At 68.7% G+C, this 20,089-nt stretch carries 19 protein-coding genes; 10 read left to right on the top strand and 9 right to left on the bottom strand.

Going from position 1 to position 20,089, the window contains the following annotated elements:
* Positions 1-50: 50 nt before the first annotated feature.
* The 4 genes from DYS74_RS05850 to DYS74_RS05865 form a co-directional block, all read right to left on the bottom strand.
* Entirely contained in the window at positions 51-437 is a 387-nt protein-coding gene (locus DYS74_RS05850) for a COG4315 family predicted lipoprotein (protein WP_220668827.1), read from the bottom strand.
* A gap of 206 nt (positions 438-643) precedes the next feature.
* Positions 644-2,419, bottom strand: a complete 1,776-nt coding sequence (locus DYS74_RS05855; RefSeq protein WP_121531851.1) for an acyl-CoA dehydrogenase C-terminal domain-containing protein — start codon at positions 2,417-2,419, stop codon at positions 644-646.
* A gap of 20 nt (positions 2,420-2,439) precedes the next feature.
* Entirely contained in the window at positions 2,440-2,844 is a 405-nt protein-coding gene (locus tag DYS74_RS05860; RefSeq protein WP_113899786.1) for a MerR family transcriptional regulator, read from the bottom strand.
* Positions 2,845-3,084: 240 nt separating this feature from the next.
* Positions 3,085-3,459, bottom strand: coding sequence for a MerR family transcriptional regulator (locus DYS74_RS05865; protein ID WP_121531853.1), 375 nt, complete (start codon positions 3,457-3,459; stop codon positions 3,085-3,087).
* Positions 3,460-3,615: 156 nt separating this feature from the next.
* On the opposite strand from DYS74_RS05865, the gene DYS74_RS05870 reads away from it, so the two are divergent.
* Genes DYS74_RS05870 through DYS74_RS05880 form a run of 3 tightly spaced genes read left to right on the top strand, consistent with a single transcriptional unit; the run spans position 3,616 to position 5,883 of the window.
* Positions 3,616-4,059, top strand: coding sequence for a PaaI family thioesterase (locus tag DYS74_RS05870; RefSeq protein ID WP_121532052.1), 444 nt, complete (start codon positions 3,616-3,618; stop codon positions 4,057-4,059).
* On the top strand, positions 4,056-4,565 hold the full coding sequence (locus DYS74_RS05875) for a PaaI family thioesterase (protein ID WP_121531855.1): 510 nt from the start codon (positions 4,056-4,058) through the stop codon (positions 4,563-4,565). The genes DYS74_RS05870 and DYS74_RS05875 overlap by 4 nt, the downstream gene beginning before the upstream one ends.
* Complete coding sequence (locus DYS74_RS05880) at positions 4,558-5,883, top strand: MATE family efflux transporter (RefSeq protein ID WP_121531857.1); 1,326 nt, start codon at positions 4,558-4,560, stop codon at positions 5,881-5,883. Before DYS74_RS05875 ends, DYS74_RS05880 begins: the two co-directional genes overlap by 8 nt.
* 118 nt (positions 5,884-6,001) lie before the next feature.
* Here the strand turns inward: DYS74_RS05880 and trpS are convergent, their stop codons facing one another.
* Positions 6,002-7,045 carry a tryptophan--tRNA ligase gene (gene trpS / locus DYS74_RS05885; protein ID WP_121531859.1) on the bottom strand — a complete coding sequence of 348 codons (1,044 nt, stop codon included), beginning with the start codon at positions 7,043-7,045 and terminating at the stop codon, positions 6,002-6,004.
* A 94-nt stretch (positions 7,046-7,139) separates the two neighbouring features.
* Here trpS and DYS74_RS05890 point away from each other — a divergent pair, with 94 nt between their 5' ends.
* On the top strand, positions 7,140-7,823 hold the full coding sequence (locus DYS74_RS05890; RefSeq protein WP_121531861.1) for a rhomboid family intramembrane serine protease: 684 nt from the start codon (positions 7,140-7,142) through the stop codon (positions 7,821-7,823).
* Between the two features lie 31 nt (positions 7,824-7,854).
* Here the strand turns inward: DYS74_RS05890 and murJ are convergent, their stop codons facing one another.
* The 3 genes from murJ to DYS74_RS05905 all read right to left on the bottom strand — a co-directional run bounded on the left by murJ (position 7,855) and on the right by DYS74_RS05905 (position 13,387).
* Positions 7,855-9,402, bottom strand: coding sequence for a murein biosynthesis integral membrane protein MurJ (murJ, locus tag DYS74_RS05895; protein WP_121531863.1), 1,548 nt, complete (start codon positions 9,400-9,402; stop codon positions 7,855-7,857).
* Positions 9,399-12,110, bottom strand: a complete 2,712-nt coding sequence (locus DYS74_RS05900; RefSeq protein WP_394342940.1) for a [protein-PII] uridylyltransferase — start codon at positions 12,108-12,110, stop codon at positions 9,399-9,401. The genes murJ and DYS74_RS05900 overlap by 4 nt, the downstream gene beginning before the upstream one ends.
* Positions 12,111-12,211: 101 nt before the next feature.
* Entirely contained in the window at positions 12,212-13,387 is a 1,176-nt protein-coding gene (locus DYS74_RS05905; RefSeq protein ID WP_121531867.1) for a penicillin-binding protein activator, read from the bottom strand.
* 97 nt (positions 13,388-13,484) lie between these two features.
* Here DYS74_RS05905 and rsmI point away from each other — a divergent pair, with 97 nt between their 5' ends.
* From rsmI to DYS74_RS05925, 4 genes are read left to right on the top strand one after another with little or no spacing between them, the layout of a single operon-like run.
* A complete protein-coding gene (gene rsmI, locus DYS74_RS05910; protein WP_121531869.1) occupies positions 13,485-14,390 on the top strand; it encodes a 16S rRNA (cytidine(1402)-2'-O)-methyltransferase in 906 nt (301 codons plus the stop codon).
* Complete coding sequence (locus tag DYS74_RS05915; RefSeq protein ID WP_121531871.1) at positions 14,387-14,746, top strand: YraN family protein; 360 nt, start codon at positions 14,387-14,389, stop codon at positions 14,744-14,746. Before rsmI ends, DYS74_RS05915 begins: the two co-directional genes overlap by 4 nt.
* A gap of 56 nt (positions 14,747-14,802) precedes the next feature.
* Positions 14,803-15,750 (top strand): glutathione synthase, encoded by a 948-nt coding sequence (gene gshB, locus DYS74_RS05920; protein WP_121531873.1) that lies wholly within the window; start codon positions 14,803-14,805, stop codon positions 15,748-15,750.
* Complete coding sequence (locus DYS74_RS05925; protein WP_121531875.1) at positions 15,747-16,658, top strand: alpha/beta hydrolase; 912 nt, start codon at positions 15,747-15,749, stop codon at positions 16,656-16,658. Before gshB ends, DYS74_RS05925 begins: the two co-directional genes overlap by 4 nt.
* Here the strand turns inward: DYS74_RS05925 and DYS74_RS05930 are convergent.
* Positions 16,636-18,150, bottom strand: a complete 1,515-nt coding sequence (locus tag DYS74_RS05930) for a YifB family Mg chelatase-like AAA ATPase (RefSeq protein ID WP_121531877.1) — start codon at positions 18,148-18,150, stop codon at positions 16,636-16,638. The two genes, DYS74_RS05925 and DYS74_RS05930, sit on opposite strands and share 23 nt — an antisense overlap.
* A gap of 237 nt (positions 18,151-18,387) precedes the next feature.
* Between DYS74_RS05930 and DYS74_RS05935 the strand changes: the two genes are divergently transcribed.
* Positions 18,388-19,266 carry an RNA polymerase factor sigma-32 gene (locus tag DYS74_RS05935; RefSeq protein WP_121531879.1) on the top strand — a complete coding sequence of 293 codons (879 nt, stop codon included), beginning with the start codon at positions 18,388-18,390 and terminating at the stop codon, positions 19,264-19,266.
* A complete protein-coding gene (locus tag DYS74_RS05940; RefSeq protein ID WP_121531880.1) occupies positions 19,263-20,069 on the top strand; it encodes a ChaN family lipoprotein in 807 nt (268 codons plus the stop codon). The genes DYS74_RS05935 and DYS74_RS05940 overlap by 4 nt, the downstream gene beginning before the upstream one ends.
* Positions 20,070-20,089: the final 20 nt, after the last annotated feature.

A 20,089-nucleotide genomic window follows, 5' to 3' on the forward strand; every position in this document is an offset into this window, starting at 1 on the left:
CGCCCGGCGGCGTTCCTCTCAGAGGGGGCGCGTGGTGCTGCCCTCGTCGGTCACTGGCTGCCAGCCGGTCTTGCGACATGCCAGACATTGTTGAACCCGTCCCCGGTGACCTGGTTCGGCTTGCTGTCCTTTGCGAAAGTATACAACGGGCTTCCCTGATAGGCCCATTGCAGGGTCCCGTCCGACCGCCTGAAGATCGAGAACGCGCCCGACGCCTGGTCCGACGGCGCCGCCTTCAGCGGCGGCCACAACGCAGCGCAGCCTCCGTCGCAGACGGAATGATCCGTCGAATCCTTCGAAAACGTGTAGAGCGCCATCCCTTGCGCATTCGTCAGGATCTTCCCCTTGGCGCTGTCGGCAACGGTCGTCGGCTGCGCCAAGGCCGTCAGAGGCGCGGCGAGCGCAAGGGCCGCACCGATTATCAGATTCCGCATCATCCTCTCATCCTCCCCGATGAAATGAATCCTGCTGTGAACGGCATGAATCTGAGCTAGCTCGCCCGGCAGAAAGACAAGCCTGTTCACCGGAATGATACCGGAGCGATCGCCGCGAGAGTGGGGCAAGACGGCACATCCCAGGGGCGTCCCCCAAAATGCAAACGGCGCCCCTTGGGGCGCCGCTCGGATTTCCAGTCCGTCCGTTCTCAGAACTGCTCGGCCGCGAGGCTCATCACCGGGTCGGCGCCGCTTTCGATGCGGGCGAGGTGCATCGCGCAGGCGGGCAGCTGGCGGGCCATGTAGTAGCGGCCCGTGGCGATCTTGCCCTCGTAGAAGGCCTTGTCCGTGGCGCCGCCGTCGAGCGCGGCATAGGCCGCCTGCGCCATCCGGGTCCACATCAGGCCAAGGCAGACGTGCCCCATCAGATGCATGAAGTCATAGCTGCCCGAGAGCGCCGCGTTCGGGTTCTTCATGCCGTTCTGCATGAAGAACATCCCCGCCGCCTGCAGCTGCTTCGAGGCAGCCTTGAGCGCGTCGGTGAAGGGCTTCATCCGCTCGTCGCCGTCATGCGCCTTGCACTCGGCCTTGATCATCTCGAAGAAGGCCATGACGTGCTTGCCGCCGTCCTGCGCCAGCTTGCGACCGACGAGGTCAAGCGCCTGCACGCCGTTCGCACCCTCGTAGATCATCGTGATCCGGGCGTCGCGGGCGAATTGCGACATGCCCCATTCCTCGATGTAGCCGTGGCCGCCATAGACCTGCTGCGCCAGCACCGCGGTCTCGAAGCCCTTGTCGGTGAGGAAGCCCTTGATGACGGGCGTCATCAGCGAGATCAGCCCCTCGGCTTCGGCGTCGCCCGCCTTGTGGGCGCGGTCGATCAGATGCGCGCCCCAGAAGGTGAAGGCGCGGGCGCCCTCGAGGAAGGACTTCTGGTCCATCAGCGAGCGGCGGATGTCAGGGTGCACGATCAGCGGATCGGCGGGGCCGGTCGGGTTGGCGATGCCGGTCACGGCGCGGCCCTGCAGCCGGTCCTTGGCGTAGATCACCGCGTTCTGATAGGCGGCCTCGGCCACGGCATAGCCCTGCAGGCCGACGCCGAGACGGGCCTCGTTCATCATCGTGAACATCGCGCGCATGCCCTTGTGCAGGTCGCCGAGCAGCCAGCCGGTCGCGCCGTCATAGTTCATCACGCAGGTCGAGTTGCCGTGGATGCCCATCTTCTCCTCGATCTTGCCGACCGAGACCGCGTTGCGCGCGCCAAGCGAGCCATCGTCATTGACCAGGAACTTCGGCACGATGAAGAGCGAGATCCCCTTGGTGCCCTCGCCGCCGCCGGGCGCCTTGGCCAGAACCAGGTGGATGATGTTCTCGGCCATGTCATGGTCGCCCGCCGAGATGAAGATCTTCTGGCCGGTGATCTTGTAGGAGCCGTCGTCCTGCGGCTCGGCCTTGGTGCGCATCATGCCCAAATCGGTGCCGCAATGCGGCTCGGTCAGGTTCATCGTGCCGGTCCAGTCGCAGGACACCATCTTCGGCAGGTATTTCGCCTTCTGCTCGGCGGTGCCATGGGCGTGGATCGCCGAATAGGCACCATGCGTCAGGCCCTGATACATGTTGAAGGCCATGTTGGCCGAGACGAACATCTCGCCCACGGCGCAGTTCAGCACATAGGGCATGCCCTGGCCGCCAAAGTCCGGGTCACAGTCGAGCGCGGTCCAGCCGCCCTCCTTCATCGCCTCGAAGGCGGCCTTGAAACCCTTCGGCGTGTGCACCACGCCGTTTTCAAGCACGCAGCCCTCGCTGTCGCCCACGGCGTTCAGCGGCGCGAGAACCTCGGACGAGACCTTGGCCGCAGCGTCGAGCACGGCCTCGGTGAAGTCGCGCTCCATCTCCTCGTAGCCGGGGATCCCCGCTTCCGAGACCTTGAGGACCTCGTGCAGGACGAATTGCATGTCGCGGGTGTTGGCGGTGTAGCTCGGCATCTCTCTCTCCCAAATCTGCCTTACTCTGCGGCGGCCGCTTCCTCCGGACCTTCGTCGGCAAGCTGCTGGTCGCCCCAGGCAATCTGTTCGCTCAGTTCGGCAATCGCCTGACCAAGCTCGTCGCGCTGGCGTTGCATTTCATCGAGCCTCTGACGCGCCAGCTTCAGCGTCTCGGCCAGTTGCGTCTTCTGCTGATCCCCCATGTTGTAGAGGTCGAGCAGCTGACGGATGTCCTCGAGGCTGAACCCGAAACGCTTGCCGCGCAGAATCAGCTTCAGCCGGGCCCGGTCGCGCCGGGTGAACAGCCGCTTCTGGCCTTCGCGGATCGGGAACAGCAGTTCCTTTGCCTCGTAAAAGCGCAAGGTGCGCGGCGTCACGTCGAACGCATCGCACATCTCGCGAATCGTCATCACTTCATCACTCATTCGACCGCCCCTCGCGTTGTCCCTGCGTAATGCGACGCGGCAGATCGAATTTCCGCAACCACATTACAAGTGAAGTTGACGTTTGCGTCACTGTAACGTGGCGTCACGGTGACGCTGACGTAATGTCAGCAAAAAGCCCCACGGGAAAAAGCAATAATCTGTTGGCTGGAAACGACGTCGGGCGGCCGCTAGGGTCGCCCGGCGAACGGTTCGGCTGAACAGATCGAAGCGCTTTGGCGCTCAGGAATCAAGGGATTTCGCGACCTGGTCGCGCAGCTCGCGCAGATCGCCGATGGTCCCGGCAAGTTCGTCATACTGCTCTTGCAGCACCTTGAGCTGACGATCGGCCAGTTCGACCCAGACACGGCTTTGCTCTTCCGTGCCCTTCTTGTCGTAGATGTCGAGCCATTGCCGCAGCTCCTCGAGAGAGAAGCCGAAGCGGCGGCCACGCAGGATCAGCGTCATCCGCGCGACTTCGCGCGGCCCGTAGAAGCGGGCGCGGCCCTCCTTCTGCGGCGACAGCAATTCGATATACTCGTAATAGCGCAATGTGCGGGGCGTCACGTCGAAGCGGGCGCACATTTCCTTGAAGGTCAAAACATCAGGTTCGGGCATAGTGGTCTCCCCTGGCGCGGAAGCTAGCGCCTCGCCGGACGGGCTTCAACCGCGATTGCGCCCTTTCGTGACGCTGCGACCCGGGGGCGGCCGACTTGCGCGGCGGCGCGCGGCGAAGGATAGTCGGCGCAAACGGGAGGAACGGAGATGGCGCAGATGTCGGAAGACGAGGAAAAGCTCGCGCTGGCGCGACGCTTCATCGAGGCGATCCCGCACAGCCGGGCGCTGGCCATGCACCTCGAGGCGATCGGCGGCGGGCATGCGGTGATCTCGATGCCCTGGGACGAGCGGCTGGTGGGCGATCCGCGCACCGGGGTGATCCATGGCGGCGCGGTCTCGGCACTGATGGACACCTGCTGCGGCGCCGCGGTGATGAGCCACCCCGAGGCGCCCGCCGGCACCGCGACGATCGACCTGCGCATCGATTACATGCGCGCGGCGACGCCGCGCCAGCGCATCACCGCGCGCGCCGAGGTCTATCACATCACCCGCACCGTCGCCTTCCTGCGCGCCACCGCGCATGACGAGGAGGCGGGCCTGCCCGTCGCCACCGCGACCGGCGCCTTCACCGTCGAGCGCCCGAAGGGAGAGGCGAAATGACCCGCGCGAAACCGGAACCGATGCAGGTAGTCAAGCAGCGCCGCGACGCCGCGCTGCGTGCGCTCGTGTCGGGCGTGCCCTACATCCGCTTCCTCGGCATCGAGTTCGACCGCCGCGGCGACGAGATCACCGCGACGCTGCCCTTCGACGAGAAGCTGATCGGCAACCCGATGCTGCCCGCGCTGCACGGCGGGGTGACCGCGGCCTTCCTCGAGGTCACGGCGATCGTCGAGCTCAGCTGGGCGACGCTGTGGGAGGATGTCGAGACCGGGAGGATCGATCTGAGCGCGCCCGAGCCGGTGCTGCCGCGGCTGCCGAAGACGATCGACTTCACGGTGGATTACCTGCGCTCGGGTCTGCCGCGCGACGCCTATGCGCGGGCGCGGGTGAACCGCTCGGGCCGGCGCTATGCCTCGGTGCATGTCGAGGCCTGGCAGGACAACCGCACCCGTCTTTACGCGCAGGCCACCGGGCATTTCCTGATGCCCGAGCGGCCGCATGGCTGAGATCAGCCGCGCGCGGGTTCTGAAGATCGCCGCGCCGATCGTGCTGTCGAACGCCACCGTGCCGATCCTCGGCGCGGTCGACACCGGCGTGGTCGGGCAGATCGGCACGGCCGCCCCGATCGGTGCGGTGGGGATCGGTGCGGTGGTGCTGGCCTCGCTTTACTGGATCTTCGGCTTCCTGCGGATGGGCACGACCGGCCTTGTCGCGCAGGCGAAGGGCGAGGGGGACGCGGCCGAGGTCGCCGCCGGGCTGATGCGGGCGCTGATCATCGCCGGCCTCGCCGGGCTCGGCCTTGTCGCGCTGCAATGGCCGCTCTTTTGGGCGGCCTTCCGCATCGCGCCGGCCAGCCCCGAGGTCGAGGCGCTGGCGCGGCAATACCTGGGCGTGCGGATCTGGGGCGCGCCCGCGACGATCTCGCTTTACGCCATCACCGGCTGGCTGATCGCGCTCGAGCGCACGCGGGCGGTGCTGGCGCTGCAGCTGTGGATGAACGGGCTGAACATCGGGCTCGACCTTGCCTTCGTGCTGGGCCTTGGCTGGGGCGTGCGGGGCGTCGCGGCGGCGACGCTGATCGCCGAATGGTCGGGTGTGGCGCTGGCGCTCTGGCTGGCGCGGGGGGCCTTCGCGGCGGGGCTGTCCCGCGCGCTGGTGCTGGCCGCGGGCCCGCTGAAGCGGCTGGCGCGGGTCAATACCGACATCATGATCCGCTCGGTGCTGCTGCAGGCGAGCTTCGCCGCCTTCCTGTTCCTCGGCGCGGGGCAGGGGGATGTGACGCTCGCCGCAAATCAGGTTCTGGTGCAGTTCCTCGAGATCACCGCCTATGCGCTCGACGGCTTTGCCTTCGCCGCCGAAAGCCTCGTCGGGCAGGCGGTCGGCGCGCGGTCGCCCCTGCGGCTGCGCCGCGCGGCCCTGCTCAGCGGCGAATGGGCGGCAGGCGGTGCGCTGCTTCTGGGCGTGGTCTTCTTTCTCGCCGGTCCGGTCATCATCGACACCATGACCACGGCGCCCGAGGTGCGCGCGGCGGCACGGCTTTATCTGCCCTGGCTCGGCCTTGCGCCGCTGATCGGGGTGGCAAGCTGGATGCTCGACGGGATCTTCATCGGCGCGACGCTGACGCGCGAGATGCGCAACGCGATGGCGCTGTCGGTGCTGGTCTATGCCGCGGCGCTGGCGCTGTTGCTGCCCGCCTTCGGCAATCACGGGCTCTGGGCGGCGCTGATGGTGCTGAACCTCGCCCGCGGCACGACGATGGCGCGGCTTTACCCGCGGGCCGAGGCGCGGGCGGCGCCGGGGCAGGGGGGCGCTGCCCCCCTCTGACCTGCGGTCATTCACCCCCCCGGGATATTTGAGGCAATTGGAAGCAGACGAGCCTTTCGCTTCCAATCGCTCCAATGATCCTGCGGGGGTGCGGGAGCGCAAAGCCCCCGCGCGGTGCTTATCGCGCGCGCACCATGCCCATGATGTCGAGCGCGCCTTCGAGGATCGGCTGGGCGATGGCGCGGGCCTGCTCGGCGCCGGCGCCGAGGATCCGGTCGATCTCGGCCGGGTCGTTCATCAGCCGCGACATCTCCGACGAGATCGGCTCGAGCTTGGCGACGGCCAGATCGGCGAGGGCGGGCTTGAACGTGCCCCAGCCCTGACCGCCGAATTCCGCGATCACCGCCTCGGCGTTCCGGTTCGAAAGCGCCGCGTAGATGTTCACGAGGTTGCGCGCCTCGGGCCGCTCGGCCAGCCCCTCGAGGCTTTCGGGCAGCGGCGCGGGGTCGGTCACCGCCTTGCGGAACTTCTTCGCGATGGTGTCGGCATCGTCGGTCAGGTTGATCCGGCTGGCGTCCGAGGGATCGGATTTCGACATCTTCTTGGTGCCGTCGCGCAGGCTCATCACCCGCGTCGCGGTGCCCTCGATCAGCGGTTCGGGCATCGGGAAGAAGTCGGTCTTGTAATCGTGGTTGAACTTCGCCGCGATGTCGCGGGTCAGCTCGACGTGCTGCTTCTGGTCCTCGCCCACCGGCACCATCGTCGCGTGATAGACGAGGATGTCGGCCGCCATCAGCGCCGGATAGGCGAACAGGCCCAGCGACTGCTGTTCGGCGTTCTTGCCCTGGGTCTTGTCCTTCCACTGCGTCATGCGGTTCATCCAGCCCATCCGCGCGACACAGTTGAGAAGCCAGCCCATCTCGGCATGGGCCGAGACCTGGCTCTGGTTGAAGAGCACCGAGCGCGACGGATCGACGCCCGAGGCGATGAAGGCCGCCGCCGCCTCGCGGGTCTGCCGCTTCAGCGCTTCCGGTTCCTGCCAGACCGTGATCGCGTGAAGGTCGACGAGGCAATAGATCGTCTCGATCCCTTCGTCCTGCTTCTCGGCAAAGCGCTTGAGCGCGCCGAGATAGTTCCCGAGCGTCAGGTTCCCCGACGGCTGGATCCCCGAAAACACACGGGGCTTGAACTTGGCGTTGATGGCGGCAGGTTGATCGGTCATGGCAATGCTCCTCAGCCGGGCTGGAAATCGGCTGTGCGAGGGCTTATCGCTAAAGCGCGCGGGGCGTCAACCGGACCCGCCCGAGGGAGGCCTGATGGACCATCGCACGAACGAACACCCGCTGAACCCGCTGCCGCCGGTGGTCTGGCTTCTGGCGGGCCCGATCATCCTCGGCGAGATCCTGTTCGGGATCGGTCATGCCGGGGTGGCGGGGGATGCGGCGCTCGGCTGGCGGCTCGATGCGCTGCAGCGCTTTGCCTTCGACCCGGGCATCCTGCGCCAGATGATCGCGCAGAACGTCTGGCCCTGGCGACAGGTGGCGCGGATCGTCACCTATCCCTTCGTGCACGGCTCGCTCACCCATGCGGCGATGGTGCTGGTGTTCCTGCTGGCGCTTGGCAAGATGGTGGGCGAGATCTTCCGCGGTTGGGCGGTGGCGGCGGTGTTCTTCGGCGCCTCGATCGTCGGCGCGCTGGTCTATACCGCGGTGCCCTTCACCCAGGGCGCGCTCTATGGCGGCTATCCGGGCGCCTATGGGCTGATCGGGGCCTTCACCTGGCTCCTGTGGGTGCGGCTTGGCGCGGCGAATGCGAACCGCACGCGGGCCTTCTCGCTCATCGGCATGCTGATGGCGATCCAGCTGGTCTTTGCCGCGATCTTCGGCGGCACCTCGGACTGGATCGCCGAATTCGCGGGTTTTGCCGCGGGCTTCGGGCTGAGCTTCCTGGTCGCGCCGGGCGGCTGGCGCCACACGCTGGCGCGGCTGCGCAAGCGCTGAGATTGCGCGCCAGGGCCCGGGCAGGCGGGGCTCAGCCCCGCTTGCGCCGCAGCATCGCCTTGAGCTCGCCCGCGCCATAGGCGCCGATCAGCGCGCCAAGGCCGAAGTAGACGGCAATCCCCGAGCCGCACAGGATCGCGAGCGCTCCCCAGCGGGCGCCATGCGCGGCCAGCATCGGCGCCAGTGCGTCGGCGGTGAACCACAGCTGCACCCCCATCACCGCCGAGGCGAGGGCGATGCGCCAGAACCGGCGCCAGAAGCGGGCGTCCGGATGTGCCGCCGCGCCCATGTTGCGCGCCCCCCACCACAGCTGCGCGACCATCACCCAGCCCGAGACGGTGGTGGCGAGCGCCGCCGCCATGAAGCCCATCACCGGCATCATGCCGACGGCAAAGCCCGCGTTGGTGACCATCGAGAAGACCGCGTAATAGAACGGCCTGCGTGTGTCCTCGCGCGCGTAGAACAGCGGTTGCAGCACCTTTTGCAGCACGAAGGCCGGCAGGCCGAGGCCATAGGCGGCAAGGGCGAGGGCCGTCGCCGTGGTGTCCTCGGCCCGCCAGGCGCCGCGGTCGTAGAGCACCGAGATCAGCGGCGTCGCGATCACCACGAGGGCCACCGCGGCGGGCACGGTCAGGAACAGCGCGAATTCCGCGCCGCGCGAGAAGCTGTCGCGCGAGGCCGCCATGTCGCCCGCCCGCAGGTGGCGCGACAGCACCGGCAAGAGCACGGTGCCGATCGCGATGCCGACGACGCCGAGCGGCAGCTGATAGAGCCGGTCGGCATAGCTGAGCCAGGCGACCGCGCCCTCGGTGAAGGAGGCGACCTGACGCCCGACGAGCAGGTTCACCTGCACCACACCGCCCGCCAGCACCGCGGGGCCGGCGATGATCAGGAGCCGTTTCAGCTCGGGCGTTATCCGTGGTCGCCCGGGCCAGAGCGCAAAGCCAAGCCGCTGTGCCGAGACCCAGGTGAAGGCAAACTGCGCGACGCCCGTCACCGGCACAGTCCAGGCGAGCGTCAGGCCCATGTCCCAGCCGGCCTTGTCCGCCATCCACATCGCCACGATGAACATCAGGTTCATCAGCACCGGCACCAGCGAGGCCTCGGTGAAATGGCCAAAGGCGTTCAGCACGCCCGAGAGCAGCGCGACGAGCGAGATGAAGAGGATGTAGGAGAACCCGATCCGGCCATAGAGCACGGCGAGGGTGAACCGCTCGTCGCCGTGAAAGCCCGAGGCCATCGCCCAGACGAGCCAGGGCATGGCGAGCGTGCCGAGCACGGTGAACAGGATCAGCACCGCGGAAAGCCCCGAGAAGGCGTCCTGCGCAAAGCCCTTCGGGTCGTCGCCCGCCTCGAGCTTCTTTGCGAACATCGGCACGAAGGCCATGTTGAACGCGCCCTCGGCGAAGAAGCGGCGGAACATGTTCGGCAGCGAGAAGGAGACGAGGAAGGCCTCGGCCACCGGGCCCGAGCCCAGATAGGCGGCAATCATCATGTCGCGGACGAATCCCAGCAGGCGGGAGCCGAAGGTCCAGCCCCCCACCGTCAGGAATCCGCGCACCAGGCGGACCGGTTTCATGCCGTGGCAGCCCTTTCCGCGCCGCGCGCGATCGCCTCGCGCAGCTTCTTGTCCAGTGCCTCCTGCTTGGTCTTCGACAGCTTCAGCCCGAAGGTGTCCTTGACGTAGAAGCTGTCGACCACCTGCGCGCCATAGGTCGCGATCACCGCCGAGGCGATGTAGATGTTCGACGAGGCCAGCGCGCGGGTCAGGTCGTAAAGCAGCCCCGGCCGGTCGCGGGTGTCGACCTCGACGATGGTGTAGATGTCGGAACCCTCGTTGTCGAAGGTGATATGGGTCGGGAAGCGGAACTCGCGTTCGCGCTTCTTCACCTTGTCGCGGTCCTTCAGCGCGTCGCGGGCCACCACCTCGCCCTTCAGCGTGCGGTCGATCATCTTGCGCAGCCGCGGCAGGCGCGAGGCCTCGTAGGGGTGGCCCTCGGCGTCCTGCACCCAGAAGACGGCGGTCGCATAGCCGTCCTTCGAGGTATAGGTGCGCGCATCGACCACGTTCGCGCCGACAAGCGCCAGCGCGCCGGCAAGCCGCGAGAAGATGCCCGGATGGTCGGCCAGCGCAAAGGCCGCGCGGGTCGCGTCGTGATCGGGGTCGGGGTGCAGGTCGATGCGGATCTCGTCATCGCCGAGATCGCGCAGCAGTTCGGCGAAGATCACCTGGGTCTCGGTCGACAGCCCCTGCCAGTAGGGATCGTAATGCCGGCCCAGCTCGGTGCGCAGGTCCTTCGCGTCCCAGCCCGAGAGCGCCTCGCGCAGCGCACGCTTCGCCTCGCTCGAGCGCTGTTCGCGGTTCAGCGCCTCCATCCCGTGCTCGAGCGCGCGGGCTGTCTCGGAATAGAGCCGGCGCAGCAGCGTCGCCTTCCAGTTGTTCCACACCCCCGGCCCCACGCCGCGGATGTCGCATACGGTGAGCACGGTCAGCAGCTCGAGCCGGCGCTTCGACTTCACCATCTTGGCGAAGTCGCGGATCGTGCGCGGGTCCGACAGGTCGCGTTTCTGCGCCACGTCGGACATCAGCAGGTGATGCCGGATCAGCCATTCGACCGTCTCGCATTCCTCGGCGTTCAGGCCAAGCCGCGGCGCCACCTTGCGCGAGATCTGCGCGCCGAGGATCGAATGGTCCTCGGGCCGGCCCTTGCCGATGTCGTGGAGCAGCAGCGCCACATACATCACCCGCCGGTTGATCCCCTCCTTCAGGATGTGGGAGGACAGCGGCAGCTCCTCGACCAGCTCGCCGCGCTCGATCTGCGCGAGGGTCGAGATCACCTGGATCGTGTGTTCGTCCACGGTGTAGCTGTGATACATGTTGAACTGCATCATCGCCACGATCGGCTCGAACTCGGGGATGAAGGCGGACAGCACGCCGAGTTCGTTCATCCGCCGCAGCGAGCGTTCCGGGTTGCCGTGCTTGAGCAGCAGGTCGAGGAAGATCCGCGACGCCTCGCGGTTCTCGCGCAGCTTGTCGTCGAACAGGTCGAGATGCGCCGAGATCACCCGCATCGCGTCGGGGTGGATCAGCATCCCGGTGCGCAGCGCCTCCTCGAAGATCCGCAGAAGGTTCAGCGGATCGGCGAGGAAGGCGGCGCGGTCGCCGATATTGACCCGGCCGTTGTCATCGATGAGGGGCGCGATCAGCGGCTTGCGGCGCCGGAACAGGCGCTTGTAGATCGGCGGCACGCGCACATGCTGCGCCTCGAGCTTGGTCAGGAAGATGCGGGTGACCTCGCCCACCATCGTGGCGTGGCGGAAGTAGGTCTGCATGAACACCTCGACGCCGCGGCGCCCGGCGGTGTCGGCATAGCCCATGCGCCGCGCCACCTCGACCTGCATGTCGAAGGTGAGCTGGTCCGAGGCGCGCCCGGCGATCAGGTGCAGATGGCAGCGCACCGCCCAGAGGAAATCCTCGGCATCGCGGAAATGCTGGTATTCCTCGGCGGTGAAAACGCCCAGCGGCACCAGCTCGGCCGCCTTGTGCACGCCGTGGATGTATTTCGCGATCCAGTAGAGCGTCTGCAGATCGCGCAGCCCGCCCTTGCCCTCCTTGACGTTCGGCTCGAGCACATAGCGCTGCCCGCCCTGGCGTTTGTGGCGCTCGGCGCGCTCGGCCAGCTTCGCCTCGATGAACTCGGGCCCGGTCGAGCGGAACAGGTCGTTGCGCAGCGTCTCGGTCAGCTGCACGGCGAGGCCCTCGTCGCCGGCGACATGGCGCAGTTCCAGCAGTGCGGTGCGGATCGTCACATCCTCGCGGCCCAGATGCAGGCATTCGTCGATGCTGCGCGAGGCGTGCCCGACCTTCAGCTTCAGGTCCCACAGCATGTAGAGCATCGACTCGATCACGCTTTCCGCCCAGGGGGTGATCTTCCAGGGCGTCAGGAACAGCAGGTCGACATCCGAGGAGGGCGCCATCTCGGCGCGGCCATAGCCCCCCACGGCGAGCACCGAAAGCCGCTCGGCGTCGGACGGGCGGGGGTGGGGATGCAGTCGGCCGGTGGCGACATGCAGCGCCGCGCGCACGATGCCGTCGGTCATCTGGGCATAATGCAGGACGGTCTCGCGCGCAGAGCGGGGATGGCCGGCGAAATCGGCCTCGATCCAGGGCGTCGCCTCCTCGCGCGCGGCGGCGAGGAAGGCCACGGTCTCGGTGCGCAAGGTGCGCTCGTCGCGCGTCTCGGAGAGCGCCGCGTCGAGCGCGGGGATCAGGCGGTCGGGGCTCAGAAGCAAGGGCGCCCCGGCGGCTGCCGGGGCGGAGGTCGGAAGGTCGGTCACTTGGTCGCCATGTCCCGGGTGGGGCCTCTGCTGGAGGGGGCGGGGCCGGCTCAGAAGCCGGCGCCGCCGAAGGATCTCGGGGCCGGGTCGATCACCACGACCTGGTTGTTGCGGATCTCGGCCACGGCCAGACCGCGCTCGTTGCTGCCGTCGGGGCGCAGCCGGAAGATGCCGTTGACGCCGACGAAGCCCGCGGGCTGGGTCAGCGCATTGCGCGAGAGCGCGTCGGCATGGCCCGATTTGACCAGCGCGCCGATCGCCGCGATGCCGTCATAGGCAAGCCCGGCGATCGGATGCGGGGCGGAGCCGAAGGCGGTCTCGTAGCGCGCCTTGAAGCGGGTGTTCAGGTTCGGGTCCGGCAGCGCGAACCAGCCGCCCTGCAGCCCGGGCAGGGCGAGCGTGGCGGGCGGGATGTCCCAGCGGGTCAGGCCGATGAACTTGGTCTGCGCCGGATCGACGCCCTGCTGCGGCAGAAGCTGCGCCAGCAGCGGCAACGCGCCGGCGGTGTCGGCGGTCAGGAACAGCGCATCGACGCCACCGCCCTGCACCTTTGCGGCGATCTGCGGTGCGACATTCGTCACGTCCTGCTGCGAGAACGGGTAGGAGATCTGCCCGGCATTGCTCGCACCGCTGCGCGAGATTGCGGTCTGGATCGCCCGCGCGCCGATCTCTCCTGCGGTGGTCTGGTCGCTGACGGTCAGGATCCGCCGCTTGCCCTGCGCCGCGGCATAGCTGACCAGCCGGTTCGCGGTGTTCGGGAAGGTCGGGCCGAGCACGAAGACGTTGCCGCCGGCGATATCGGTGTTGTTCGAGAAGGACAGCACGTTCACGCCCCGGTCGGCAACGGCAAGGCCCGCGGCATTCGCCGCCTCGGCGAAGACCGGGCCGAGGATGATCTTCGCGCCGGCGTCGACGGCCTGGGTCGCGGCTTCGGCGGCCTGCGCCGGGCTGCCGCCGGTGTTGTAGACGCGCAGATCGATCTTCACCCCGTCGAGGTCGGAAATCGCCAGTTCCGCCGCCTGACGCAGCGATTTCGCCAGCGTCTCGTCGCCCGTCGCGCCCGAGCCGCCGGGCACCAGCAGCGCCACCGGCACCGCCTCGCCCGAGCTCAGCCGCGGTGCCGGCCCGCCGCTGGTGCCGGGCGTGCAGGCCGCGAGCCAGAGCGCCGAGAGCATCGCGCCGACCTTCAGCACGGGGTTGCGGGGGCTACGCAATTTCGCAAACATGTACGACCTCTGTTCCAACGGCAGGGGGACCACGGTCGAACCCTAAGCGTTTCGCCCCGTGAAGTAAACTTTGCAGCAGCGACGAAAGGTGCCGGCGATGGATCTGGAAGAGGAAGGCGGCGAAAGCCTGCCGGCGCGGGAACAGGGTGCGGGCGGACGGGCGCTGGTGCCGGGGCTGCATTTCATCGCGACGCCGATCGGGGCCGCGCGCGACATCACCCTGCGCGCCCTCGACATCTTGCGCGAGGCCGACGTGCTGGCGGCCGAGGATACCCGCACCCTGCGCCACCTGATGGAGATCCACGGCGTGCCGCTCGCCGGGCGAGCGGTCGTCGCCTATCACGACCACAGCGGCGAGGGCGCGCGGGCGCGGCTGTTGCGCGCGCTCGGCGAGGGGCGTTCGGTCGCCTATGCTTCCGAGGCGGGCACGCCGCTCGTCTCGGACCCGGGCTATCACCTCGGCCGCGCCGCGATCGAGGCGGGATATCCGGTCTATGCCGCCCCCGGTCCCTCGGCGGTGCTGGCGGCGCTGACGGTCTCGGGCCTGCCGACCGACCGCTTCCTCTTCGCGGGGTTTCCGCCGAGCAGCGGTTCCGCCCGCCGCAAGTGGCTGCGCGACTTCGCCGCCGTGCCGGCGACGCTGGTGTTCTACGAATCGCCGAAGCGCGTTGGGGAAATGTTAGGGGATCTGGTGACAGAATACGGACCAGATCGCGATGCCGCGGTCTGCCGCGAACTCACCAAGCGATTCGAGGAGGTGCGGCGCGGCACCCTTGCCACCCTCGCCGCTGACTATGCGGCGGTACCGGTGAAGGGGGAGATCGTGGTTCTCGTCGATCGCGCTGCCGAGCGCGTGGTCGGCGCGGAGGAGGTGGAAGCTGCGTTGCGGGAGCGTCTCGCACGCATGAGCGTCAAGGATGCGGCGGCCGAGGTGGCCGGCCTGCTGGGTCTGCCCCGGCGGGAGGTCTATCAGGCCGCGCTGGAGCTGGAGAAGGACAGATGAGCGGAGCGATGTCCTATCATGCCGGCCTTGCGGCCGAGCATCAGGTCGCCGATCACTACCGGCAGGCGGGGCGGCGGATCACCGCGCAGCGCTGGCGCGGCCACTATGGCGGCGAGATCGACCTGATCGCGCGCGAGGGCGACACGGTGATCTTCATCGAGGTGAAGCGGGCACAGACCCATGCCTGGGCGGCCGAGCGGCTGACGGTGCGGCAGATGCGTCGGATCTTCGTCTCGGCCGACGAATTCGTCGCGGGCGCGCCCGATTGCGCCAATCTCGACCGGCGCTTCGATGTGGCGCTGGTCGATGCCGAGGGGCGGATCGAGATTCTCGAGAACGCCTATCACTTCGACTGAGCCGATTGCATCGCGGTCACGGCCGGGGCATCAAGGGCGCAACGAAAGGGGGCGACATGGCCTTGAAAGTTGCGATCCAGATGGACCCGATCGGTGCGATCAACATCGACGCCGACAGCACCTTCCGGCTGGCCGAAGAGGCGCAGGCGCGGGGGCATGAGCTGTTCTATTACACGCCCGACAAGCTGATCTACCGCGAGGGCAGGGTGCTGGCCCGCGGCTGGCCTCTGACCGTGCGCCGCGAGAAGGGCAATCACTTCACCCTTGGCGCCGAGGCCGAGGTCGATCTGTCGGAGTTCGACGTGGTCTGGCTGCGCCAGGATCCGCCCTTCGACATGGGCTATATCACCACGACCCATATCCTCGAGCGCATTCACCCCGCGACGCTGGTCGTCAACGACCCGTTCTGGGTGCGCAACTCGCCCGAGAAGCTTCTGGTGCTGAACTTCCCGGACCTGACGCCGCCGACGCTGATCGCGCGCGACCTGGCCACGATCCGCGACTTCAAGGCGCGCCATGGCGACGTCATCCTGAAGCCGCTTTACGGCAATGGCGGTGCGGGCGTGTTCCGGCTCGATCCGAACGACCGCAATCTCGCCTCGCTGCACGAGCTGTTCACCGGCATCAGCCGCGAGCCGCTGATCGTGCAGAAATACGTGCCCGCCGTGGTCAAGGGCGACAAGCGCATCATCCTGGTCGATGGCGAGCCTGTCGGCGCGATCAACCGGGTGCCGGCCGAGGGCGAGACGCGCTCGAACATGCATGTCGGCGGGCGGCCCGAGCGGGTCGGCCTGACCGAGCGCGATCTCGAGATCTGCGCCCGCATCGGCCCGGTGCTGCGCGAGAAGGGTCAGGTCTTCGTCGGCATCGACGTGATCGGCGACTGGCTGACCGAGATCAACGTCACCTCGCCCACCGGCATCCAGGAACTCGAGCGGTTCGAGGGCACGAACATCGCCGAGAAGATCTGGCAGGTGATCGAGGCGAAGCGGGCAACGCGGTGAGCCTGCGGCTGCGGTTGCTCGGTCGCCTCGCGGGGCTGCTGGCAAAGCCGCAGATGGCGCGGGTGATCGACCCGGATCTGGCGCGGGGCGCGATGGAGCGCGGCGCGGTGCTGTTCTTCCGCATGCCGCCCTTCGTCGCCGCGCTGCCCCTGGTGCTGGGCGGGCGTCCGGCGCTCTCGGTGCGCTCCGGTCCCGCCGCCCGCGGGGCGCTTGTCCTGCATCTGCATGGCGGTGCCCATGTCGCGGGCGGGCCGCGCACGCATCTGGCGATGATGGCGCGATTTGCGCGACTGGCGGGCGTCGAGGTGATCCTGCCCGATCATCGCCTTGCGCCAGAACACCCGCACCCCGCCGCGCTGACCGATTCGCTTGCGGTCTGGGACGATCTGATCGCACGCGGCCATGCGCCGGGGCAGATCGTGCTCTCGGGGGACAGTGCGGGCGGCGGGCTGGCACTGTCGCTGCTGGCGCGGCTGTGCGCACGGGGCACGCCGCCGGCCGGGCTGATCGCCTTTTCGCCCTGGACCGACCTGACCGGTTCGGGGGCCTCGATCCGCGAGAATGCGGCGACCGACCCGATGCTGCCGGCCGAGCGGCTGGACGAGGTGGCGCGGCTGTACCTTGGCCCCCATGCCGCAAACGACCCCGATGCCTCGCCGCTGTTCGCGGCCTTCCCGGGCTGTCCGCCGGTGTTGCTGCACTGTTCGCAAAGCGAGATCCTGCGGGACGACAGCCTGCGCATGGCCGAGCGACTGCGCGGCTTCGGTGCCGAGGTCACGGTGCAGAGCTGGCCCGACGCGCTGCACGTGTGGCATTTCTTCGACGGCTGGGTGCCCGAGGCGCGCGCGGCGCTGAGCGATGCGGCGCGGGCGGCGCGGCGGATGCTCAGCCTGCCGGACCGGCAGTGAGGCGATAGCTGACGGCTTCCGCCAGATGCGGCAGGCGGACCCGGTCTGCCCCGTCGAGGTCGGCGATCGTGCGGGCGGTGCGCAGCACCCGGTGATAGCCGCGGGCGGTCAGCCCGAAGCGCTCGGCGACGCGGCCGAGAAGCGCGCGGCCCTCGGCGTCGGGGGCGGCGATCTCCTCCAGCAGCGCCCCCTCCGCCTCGGCATTCACCCGTACCCCGGGCACCTCGGCAAAGCGGCGCGCCTGCACCGCGCGCGCCGCCGCCACCCGGGCGGCCACCTCGGCCGAGCCCTCGCCCGCGGCGGGCAGCTCGAGCGCGCGCCAGTCGACCGCCGGCACCTCGATGCGCAGATCGAAACGGTCCATCAGCGGTCCCGAGATCCGGCCGAGGTACTCGGCGCCGCAGCCCGGCGCGCGGGCGCAGGCGCGGGCCGGGTCGCCCAGATGGCCGCAGCGGCAGGGGTTCGCCGCCGCGACCAGCAGGAAGCGGCAGGGATAGCGGACATGGGCATTGGCGCGCGCCACCACCACCTCGCCGGTCTCGACCGGCTGGCGCAGGGTCTCGAGGACGGCGCGCGGGAATTCCGGGAATTCGTCCATGAACAGCACGCCGTTATGGGCAAGGCTGACCTCGCCCGGCCGGGCGCCGCGGCCACCGCCGATCATCGCCGCCATCGAGGCGGTGTGATGCGGTTCGCGGAACGGCCGGCTGCGCGAGATGCCGCCGTCGCCAAGCAGCCCCGAAACCGAGTGGATCATCGAGGTCTCGAGCGCCTCGAGCGGCGTCAGATCGGGCAGGATGCCGGGCAGGCGGGCGGCGAGCATCGACTTGCCGGCGCCGGGCGGGCCGACCATCATCAGGTGGTGCCGCCCCGCCGCGGCGATCTCGAGCGCGCGTTTCGCCCGTTCCTGCCCCTTCACGTCGCGCAGATCGCGCGCCGCGGCGGGGGCGGTGACCTCGCCCGGGCGGGCCGGGGGCAGCGGTGCCTGCGTCGTCAGGTGGCGGATCGCGTCGTTCAGCGTGGCCGCCGCAAAGACCGGGGTCGCGGCGACCCAGGCGGCTTCGGCGCCACAGGCGGCGGGGCAGAGAAGCGCGCGGTCCTCCTCGGCCGCGGCCATCGCCGCGGGCAGCGCCCCGGTCACCGCCACCACCCGGCCGTCGAGCGACAGCTCGCCCAGCGAGACCAGCCCCTCGACCTCCTCGGGCGGCACGATGCCGATCGCAGCGAGCAGGCCAAGCGCGATCGGCAGGTCGAAATGCGAGCCCTCCTTCGGCAGGTCGGCGGGCGACAGGTTCACCGTGATCCGCCGCATCGGCAGCGCGATCGACAGCGCCGCCAGCGCTGCGCGCACCCGCTCGCGCGCCTCGCTCACCGCCTTGTCGGGCAGGCCGACGATCGAGAAGGCGGGCATGCCGGCGGCGAGCGCGCATTGCACCTCGACGAGTCGCGCCTCGACCCCCTCGAACGCCACCGTGTAGGTCGTCGCGACCATCGCCCCCTCCGCCAGATCGCTCCAGCCTCGCGCAGCATAGTTGCTGAAACGTTAACGATAACATCCCAATATTTCCTGGCCCTTCGTTGCGTCGAAAACCGCGCCCGGAAATCCTGCATGAAAGACTAAACTTTTTTGTGAGGAACCTTTCGCCGGGCGAGACATTGAGCCGGGGATGGGTCATAGTGTCGGGGCAGAGCACGCCGACAGTTGGGTGGGAGACCCGGGAGACTGGCCATGGCACTCGATGGAATGAACGACGAAACGCTGCCGCGGCAGGCCATGCGCGCGGAGTATCTCGACGCGGAGACCGAAGCGGAACTTGCCCGCGCCTGGCGTGACCGGCGCGACGAGCAGGCGCTGCATCGCCTTGTCACCGCCTACATGCGGCTTGCGATCTCGATGGCGTCGAAGTTCCGGCGCTATGGCGCGCCGATGAACGACCTGATCCAGGAAGCCTCGCTCGGGCTGATGAAGGCGGCCGACAAGTTCGACCCCGAACGCGGCGTGCGTTTCTCGACCTATGCGGTGTGGTGGATCAAGGCCTCGATCCAGGAATTCGTCATGCGCAACTGGTCGATGGTGCGCACCGGCTCGACCAGCTCGCAGAAGTCGCTGTTCTTCAACATGAAGCGCGTGCAGGCGCAGATCGAGCGCGAGGCCGATGCCGAGGGCGTCAGCCTCGACGGCGCACAGCTGCGCGAGCGGGTGGCGGCGGTGATCGGCGTGCCGCTCTCCGATGTCGAGATGATGGAGGGCCGGCTTTCGGGCTCGGACTTCTCGCTCAATGCGATGCAGTCGGGCGACGAGGACGGCCGCGAATGGGTCGACACGCTCGAGGACGACGGCGCAAGCCCGGAAGAGGCGGTGACCGAAAGCCATGACGGCGCGCTGATGCGCGGCTGGCTCGACGAGGCGATGGGGCGGCTGACGCCGCGCGAACGCTACATCGTCACCGAGCGGCGGCTGATCGACGAACCGCGCACGCTTGAAAGCCTGGGCGCCGAGCTCGGCCTCTCGAAGGAGAGAATCCGCCAGCTCGAGGCGCAGGCCTTCGGCAAGATGCGGAAAAGCCTTGAAGGTCACGGGCCGGAGGTTGCAAGTTTCTTCGCATGAAGACACTTGCCCTTTGCCTCGCCCTCCTGGCCGCGCCTGCCGCGGCCGAAGAGATTTCCGCCGACGCACTCGTTGCCCGCATCACGACCGATCCGCCGCAGGTCGCGGTGCTGGGCGAGGTGCATGACAATGCGCTTCACCACCGCACTCAGGCGGCGGCCGTGGCCGCGCTGAAACCCGCCGCGCTGGTGTTCGAGATGCTGAGCCCCGAACAGGCGGCGAAGGTCACGCCCGAGCTGCGCGCCGATCCGGTCGCGCTTGGCAAGGCGCTTGGCTGGGACGCTGCCGGCTGGCCCGATTTCGCGATCTACGCGCCGATCTTCGCGGCGGCCCCCGCGGCGAAGATCTATGGCGCGGCGCTGCCGCGTGACGAGGTGCGCCGCGCGATGACCGAGCCGCTGGCACAGGTCTTCCCGCAGGCGGCGCGCTTCGGCCTCGATCAGCCCTATCCGGCGGCGCTGCAGGCCGACCTGGAAGCCGAGACGCAGGCCGATCACTGCAATGCCCTGCCGGTCGAGATCCTGCCCGGCATGGTCGCGGCGCAGCGGCTGCGCGACGGCGCGTTCGCCGAGACGACGCTGCGCGCGCTGGCCGAGACCGGCGGGCCGGTCGCGCTGATCACCGGTTCGGGCCATGCCCGCACCGACCGCGCCGTGCCCGCACTGATCCGCATGGCCGCGCCCGAGGTGACGCTTCTCGCGCTTGGCCAGATCGAGGCGCCGGCCGAGGGAGCGCAGCCCTTCGATGTCTGGATCGTCACCCCGCCCGCCGACCGCGAAGACCCGTGCAAGGCCTTCCAATAGTTGCGCCCCCGCGACGGCGC

The organism is Paenirhodobacter hankyongi, from assembly GCF_003664585.1.
In the GTDB taxonomy this organism is placed as follows: Bacteria; Pseudomonadota; Alphaproteobacteria; order Rhodobacterales; family Rhodobacteraceae; genus Rhodobacter; species Rhodobacter hankyongi.

What these genes read in the sequence shown, in the direction of transcription:
- DYS74_RS05850 (WP_220668827.1), bottom strand. Translation starts at nt 437, where the DNA reads ATGATGCGGAATCTGATAATCGGTGCGGCCCTTGCGCTCGCCGCGCCT.
- DYS74_RS05855 (WP_121531851.1), bottom strand. Translation starts at nt 2,419, where the DNA reads ATGCCGAGCTACACCGCCAACACCCGCGACATGCAATTCGTCCTGCAC.
- DYS74_RS05860 (WP_113899786.1), bottom strand. Translation starts at nt 2,844, where the DNA reads ATGAGTGATGAAGTGATGACGATTCGCGAGATGTGCGATGCGTTCGAC.
- DYS74_RS05865 (WP_121531853.1), bottom strand. Translation starts at nt 3,459, where the DNA reads ATGCCCGAACCTGATGTTTTGACCTTCAAGGAAATGTGCGCCCGCTTC.
- DYS74_RS05870 (WP_121532052.1), top strand. Translation starts at nt 3,616, where the DNA reads ATGTCGGAAGACGAGGAAAAGCTCGCGCTGGCGCGACGCTTCATCGAG.
- DYS74_RS05875 (WP_121531855.1), top strand. Translation starts at nt 4,056, where the DNA reads ATGACCCGCGCGAAACCGGAACCGATGCAGGTAGTCAAGCAGCGCCGC.
- DYS74_RS05880 (WP_121531857.1), top strand. Translation starts at nt 4,558, where the DNA reads ATGGCTGAGATCAGCCGCGCGCGGGTTCTGAAGATCGCCGCGCCGATC.
- trpS (WP_121531859.1), bottom strand. Translation starts at nt 7,045, where the DNA reads ATGACCGATCAACCTGCCGCCATCAACGCCAAGTTCAAGCCCCGTGTG.
- DYS74_RS05890 (WP_121531861.1), top strand. Translation starts at nt 7,140, where the DNA reads ATGGACCATCGCACGAACGAACACCCGCTGAACCCGCTGCCGCCGGTG.
- murJ (WP_121531863.1), bottom strand. Translation starts at nt 9,402, where the DNA reads ATGAAACCGGTCCGCCTGGTGCGCGGATTCCTGACGGTGGGGGGCTGG.
- DYS74_RS05905 (WP_121531867.1), bottom strand. Translation starts at nt 13,387, where the DNA reads ATGTTTGCGAAATTGCGTAGCCCCCGCAACCCCGTGCTGAAGGTCGGC.
- rsmI (WP_121531869.1), top strand. Translation starts at nt 13,485, where the DNA reads ATGGATCTGGAAGAGGAAGGCGGCGAAAGCCTGCCGGCGCGGGAACAG.
- DYS74_RS05915 (WP_121531871.1), top strand. Translation starts at nt 14,387, where the DNA reads ATGAGCGGAGCGATGTCCTATCATGCCGGCCTTGCGGCCGAGCATCAG.
- gshB (WP_121531873.1), top strand. Translation starts at nt 14,803, where the DNA reads ATGGCCTTGAAAGTTGCGATCCAGATGGACCCGATCGGTGCGATCAAC.
- DYS74_RS05930 (WP_121531877.1), bottom strand. Translation starts at nt 18,150, where the DNA reads ATGGTCGCGACGACCTACACGGTGGCGTTCGAGGGGGTCGAGGCGCGA.
- DYS74_RS05935 (WP_121531879.1), top strand. Translation starts at nt 18,388, where the DNA reads ATGGCACTCGATGGAATGAACGACGAAACGCTGCCGCGGCAGGCCATG.
- DYS74_RS05940 (WP_121531880.1), top strand. Translation starts at nt 19,263, where the DNA reads ATGAAGACACTTGCCCTTTGCCTCGCCCTCCTGGCCGCGCCTGCCGCG.